This window comes from Stenotrophomonas sp. 2YAF22, assembly GCF_052114665.1.
In the GTDB taxonomy this organism is placed as follows: domain Bacteria; phylum Pseudomonadota; class Gammaproteobacteria; order Xanthomonadales; family Xanthomonadaceae; genus Stenotrophomonas; species Stenotrophomonas indicatrix.
Window position 1 is genome coordinate 1 of the sequence record NZ_JBFRFE010000295.1, and the last position, 5,131, is coordinate 5,131.

At 68.2% G+C, this 5,131-nt stretch carries 6 protein-coding genes; 1 reads left to right on the forward strand and 5 read right to left on the reverse strand.

Going from position 1 to position 5,131, the window contains the following annotated elements:
* The 4 genes from AB4Y84_RS12690 to AB4Y84_RS12705 form a co-directional block, all read right to left on the reverse strand.
* On the reverse strand, positions 1 to 574 hold a 574-nt coding region (locus tag AB4Y84_RS12690), incomplete at its 3' end, for an ABC transporter permease (RefSeq protein WP_442250224.1).
* Positions 559 to 1,572: an HlyD family secretion protein gene (locus tag AB4Y84_RS12695; RefSeq protein ID WP_442243790.1), complete on the reverse strand. Its 1,014-nt coding sequence runs from the start codon at positions 1,570 to 1,572 to the stop codon at positions 559 to 561. The genes AB4Y84_RS12695 and AB4Y84_RS12690, both read right to left, overlap by 16 nt.
* Complete coding sequence (locus tag AB4Y84_RS12700; RefSeq protein WP_442243789.1) at positions 1,565 to 2,941, reverse strand: TolC family protein; 1,377 nt, start codon at positions 2,939 to 2,941, stop codon at positions 1,565 to 1,567. The genes AB4Y84_RS12695 and AB4Y84_RS12700 overlap by 8 nt, the downstream gene beginning before the upstream one ends.
* 111 nt (positions 2,942 to 3,052) lie before the next feature.
* The gene (locus AB4Y84_RS12705) at positions 3,053 to 3,946 is read right to left on the reverse strand and encodes a LysR family transcriptional regulator ArgP (RefSeq protein WP_394195839.1); all 894 of its coding nucleotides are present in this window, start codon (positions 3,944 to 3,946) and stop codon (positions 3,053 to 3,055) included.
* Between the two features lie 104 nt (positions 3,947 to 4,050).
* Here AB4Y84_RS12705 and AB4Y84_RS12710 point away from each other — a divergent pair, with 104 nt between their 5' ends.
* The gene (locus AB4Y84_RS12710) at positions 4,051 to 4,665 is read left to right on the forward strand and encodes a LysE/ArgO family amino acid transporter (RefSeq protein WP_394195837.1); all 615 of its coding nucleotides are present in this window, start codon (positions 4,051 to 4,053) and stop codon (positions 4,663 to 4,665) included.
* Here the strand turns inward: AB4Y84_RS12710 and map are convergent.
* A partial coding sequence (gene map / locus AB4Y84_RS12715; protein WP_442250225.1) for a type I methionyl aminopeptidase occupies positions 4,662 to 5,131 on the reverse strand: 470 nt, incomplete at its 5' end. The two genes, AB4Y84_RS12710 and map, sit on opposite strands and share 4 nt — an antisense overlap.

The window sequence follows — 5,131 nt, forward strand, 5'->3', positions numbered from 1 at the left end:
GGAACAGCTCGTAGCTGCGCGCCGGATTGAACAGGATGTCCGACTGCACCGCTATGGGCGCGGCACGCAGCTTGCCCGGCCCGACCTGCAGGCCGATGCGTTCGCGCAGCAGGCGCGCATTCCATGCCGATACCGCATCGCCGATATCACGCGCGGCGGACTGGCCGGTGGTCATGTAGGTGGCGTTGTAATAGGAAAACACGGTGCCTTGCTGGCCGCGCAACGCCTGGCGGGTCACATCGCGCGGTACCAGCACCACCGCGAACACTTCCAGCCGGCGCAACTGCGCGCGTGCCTCATCCATGCCTGCCGGTTGGCTGGCGATGCGCACACCAGGGCTGGCATCCAGCATGCGCAGCAGCAGGCGGCTGTCGCTGCTGTGGTCCAGGTCGACCACGGCAATCGGCACATCGCGCATCACCGATGCGGAGAACATCCAGGCCATCACCACCAGCATCAACAGCGGCAGCACGGTGACCAGCGCAAGGTCTGCACGGTTGCTGCGCAACCGGCGCAGTTCGCGCTGCCATGAGCCGCCGAAGCCGCCGCGGTCGGTATTCAGTGCTGCGGCCATGCGAACAGCACGCTCATGCCGGGGCGGAAGCCCTCGATGCGGCGTACCGGGCGCACCCGCACTTCAAAGCTGCGCACGTCATAGCCCGATGACTGACGGGTGGTGCGCCAGGTGGCGTAGTCGCCCGCGGGATTGATGAAATAGACCTCGAACTCGCCGTCCTTGCCGAGCGCCGGCACGCTGCCACGCAGCTTGCTGCCGACCTTCAGGCCCTGCATCTGCGATTCGCGCAGGTTCATCGAGACCCACATGCGGTCGATATCGACCAGGGTGAACACCGGGTAGCCGGCCGGGACCAGTTCGCCCGGGTCGGCCATGCGCTTGTTGATCTCACCGGCCACCGGTGCGCGACCTTCCACTTCAACGCGTGCGGCGTTGACTTCCGCCACCGCGCCCTGTGCCTGCTGCACCTGCCCCTGTGCGGCACGCTTGTCCTGCTCGCGCGCACCGGCCAACGCCATGTCGTACTGGGCGCGGGCGGCGCGGGCCAGCTCGCGTGAGCTGGTGGCCTGTGCAGCCGCTTCGTCGCGCTTCTGGCGTGTCATCACCCCTTCGTTGAACAGGTTCTGCACGCGCCGGTAGGTGGCTTCGGCGAGGGTGGCACCGGCTTCGGCGCGCTTCCAATTGGCTTCGGCCGCGCGGATGTCTTCGCTGCGTGCGCCGTCGTTGGCCTTGTCGGCCACCGCCTGCGCCGCGGCCAGCGCGCCGTGCGCCTGCTGTTCCTTGGCCGCCACTTCGGGGCTGTCGAGCAGGAACAGCACCTGCCCAGCCTGCACGCGATCACCCTCGCGCACCTTCAGTTCGGCCACGCGCGCGGTGATCTTGGCCGACACGTTGAGGGTGTCGGCGTCGGCCATGCCCTGGATCTGGTCGGCGGGGCTGCGCCAGGCCAGCCACAGGCCCAACACCACCGCTACCAGCAGCACCACCAGCAGAATCGGCCCCAGCCGGCGCTTGCCCGGGGGCGTCGTTGCTTCGTCGTGCAACACATCATTCATGATCGATCACCTCGTCTGCACGCCGCCGATGGTCTTCGAAGCGGTCCATCTGTCCACTCACCTCAAGCAACTGGGCCAAGGCGATATCGTATTGGTAGGCCGCCTGCGCACGTTCGACGCGGGCGCCGCCGAGGCCGAGCCGCGCATCGATCACGTCGAGCGAGGTGGCCTGGCCTTCGCGGAAGGCCAGCTCCTGCAGGCGCAGGTTCTCGTCGGCCTGGGCGATGCTGCTGTCCAGCAGCACGAACTGCTGGCGAGCGGTTTCCAGCTCGTTCCAGGCCTTGCGCACACCCAGTGCCACCTGGTTCTCGGCCTCGCGCAGGCCGGCCTCGGCCTGCTCCTGCTGCGCGCGCGCAGCGCTGATCTGTGCCGGCCGTGAGTTCGGCGACAGGAAGGTGTACTTCAAGCCGATACCAAACGCCCAGTCCGGATCGGTCAGCATTTCGTCGCGGCGCCGGAAGTCGTACTGGCCGAACAGGAATACCGTTGGCTTGAGCTTGGCCTGCTGCACGCGCACGCCCTGTTCGGCCTGCGCGACGATCGCCCGCAGGCGCGCGATCTGTGGCTGCCGTGCCTGCGCGGTGCGCTCGAAGGTGGTGACCGGTTCCAGCGGGGTGCGCTGCACGAACAGCGGCGACAACGGCTGCACATCACCGCCACTGCGCAGCAGGGTGGCCAGAGCAGCCTTCAGCGTGGCCAGATCATTGAGCGTCTTCTGGTATTCGCGCTCGGCCTTGTCGCGGGCGACGGTGGCCTGCAGGCGCTGTGCGCGGGTGGCGAAGCCTTCGCGTTCCAGTTTCTCCGCATCGGACAGGTGGCGGCTCAAACCATCGCGCACATCGCGGCGCACGACTACGGCCTGTTCTGCCAGGCGCTGGCCGAAGTAGGCCTGGGCCAGCTGCACGGTCAGTGACTGTCGCTGCGCTTCGCGCTCGGCGCTGGCCTGTTCGCTGGCCGCGCCGGCAGCACGCTGCGCGGCGGGAATCAGGCCGCCGGTGTACAGCGGCAGCACTGCGGTGACCACCGGCCGCGTGCGCCAATCGCGTTCGGTGAACGACAGCGGCGAGTCGATGCCATAGGCCTCGGCCACCGGTGCCAGTGAGCCCAGCGGCAGGGTCAGTGTCTTCTGGAACTGCAGGCGGCGCACTTCGCCGGTGATCTCCGGCAGGCGCAGCAGGCGGGTGGCTTCCTGCAGCTCTTCCTTGTTGCGCACGCCGGCATCAGCAGCGGCCAGCGCGTCGGAGACCTGTTCCAGACGCTGCCGCGCCTGTTCCCATTCCAGTGCGGGAGGCGCGCTGGTCTGCGCCGCTGCAGCCAGCGGCAGGCTGGCCAGCAAGGCCAGGCCGGCAGCGCCGAGCGCGCGATGCATCCTTGTCCGTGGGCAGCTCAGGCGCATGCCGTTCCTGTAGTGAAGAAGTGGGCAAACGGTAGTGGTCCGCGCGTGAAGCCGGGGTCTGCGGTGGTCTGGATCATGCTCTTTTCAACGTAGGGTATTGCCCGCGGCGGTACGCAGCGCGTGGGTGATGTGTTGCAACGTGCTCGAACGCACGGCGGCATGCTGCCAGAACAAGGGTACGTCGAGCCAGCGATGCGGTTCCAGCACAACTATCTGCCCGGCCTCTGCCGCTGGCGTGACCAGGGCCTCCGGTGCCAGGCACCAGCCCAGCCCACGCGCGGCAGCATCGACGAAGCCGGTGGAGGAGGGCAGGTAGTGTACGGGCGGTTGCATTCGCGCGCGGGTGAGCCTGCGCAGGAAACGCCATTGCAGTTCATCCTTGCGGTTGAACACGATCATCGGCACCGAGGCCAATGCTTCGGCCTGCATGCCCGCGCTGAAGTGGCGACGCGCAAATGCCGGTGAGGCGATGGCGCGGTAGCGCATCGCGCCCAGCGGATGCACGTTGCAGCCCTTCAGCGGTCTGCGTTCGGCGGTGACCGCGCCAAGCACGCTGCCGTTGCGCAGCAGTTCCAGGGTATGGTCCTGGTCGTCCATGCGCAGGTCGAACAGGTAGCCGTGGCGCTGGTGCAGTTCGGCGATGGCGGCGACGAACCAGGTGTCCAGCGAATCGTCGTTGACCGCCACCGGAATCGGCGTACGGGTGGCATCGCTGCCGCGTTCCGGCAGCAGTTCGGCAAGCGCTTCGGCCTGCAGCGCCTGCATCGGCCGCACCCGCCGCAGCAGCACTTCGCCGGCAGCGGTAGGCCGGCACGGGGCCTGGCGCACCACCAGCACCTGGCCCAGCCGGTCTTCAAGCGCCTTGATCCGTTGCGACAACGCCGACGGGCTGATCGACAGGCGGCGTGCGGCGGCCTCGAAGCTGCCTTCTTCGAGCACGGCGGTGAAGGCGCTCAACTGCGGATGTACCAGGTCCACGCGGTGCCTCTTCAGTTTTTCTGCACAGGATAAAGAAAAACCAGCTGGCCTTAACGGGTTGGTTCGTCGCACCCTGCGTCTCCTTTCAAGGTGGAGAGCGTCGGATGTGGATTGCTGCGGCTCTGGCCGGCCTGTTTGCGGGCGCCGGCCTGATCATCGCCATCGGCGCGCAGAACGCCTTCGTGCTGCGCCAAGGGCTGCAGCGCCGCTACGTGGGCATGGTGGTGCTGGCCTGCATGGGCGCGGACATCGCGCTGATCCTGGCCGGGGTGGGCGGCATGGGGGCGCTGGTGCTGCAGTGGCCGTTGCTGCTGCAGGTGCTGCGCTTCGGCGGGGCCGCCTTCCTGCTGTGCTATGGGCTGCAGGCCGGGCTGCGCGCGTGGCGCGGTGGCAGCGCGCTGGCCGCTGCCGATGCCAGTGGTGGCAGCCGGCGGCAGGTGCTGCTGGCCTGCCTGGCGTTCACCCTGCTCAACCCGCACGTGTACCTGGATACGATGGTGCTGCTGGGCGGCCTGTCCACGCGCTACCCGGGTGACCTGCGTTGGGTGTTCGCAGCGGGCGCCTGCGCGGCCAGCGTGCTCTGGTTCTGCGGGCTGGGGTTCGGCGCACGGTTGCTGCAGCCGGTGTTCCGCAACGCGGCAGCATGGCGGTTGCTGGATGCAGGCGTGGCGGCCTTCATGCTGTGCCTTGCGCTGCTGTTGCTGCTGCGCCCGCTCTAGGCCGCGTCCACCGCGCACAACGGGGTTTCGCCGGGGCGCAGGGTCAGCACGCGCACGCCGCTGCCGGTCACGGCCACCGTGTGCTCGAACTGTGCCGACAGCTTGCCGTCACGCGTGTACACCGGCCATTCGTCGGGCTGCTGGCGGATCGCCGGCTTGCCCTGGTTGAGCATCGGCTCGATGGTGAACACCATGCCTTCCTGCAGCTCCATGCCGGTGYCGGCATGGCCGTAATGCAGGATCTGCGGCTCCTCGTGCATCTCCTGGCCGATACCGTGGCCGCAGTACTCCTTGACCACGCTGTAGCCATGGCTGCGGGCGTGGCGGGCGATGGCGTGGCCGATATCGCCCAGGCGCGCGCCGGGCCGCACGGCGGCGATGCCTTTCCACATGGCCTGGTAGGTCACCTGCACCAGCTTGCGCGCGGCGTAGTCGGCATCACCCACAACATACGTGCCGACTACGC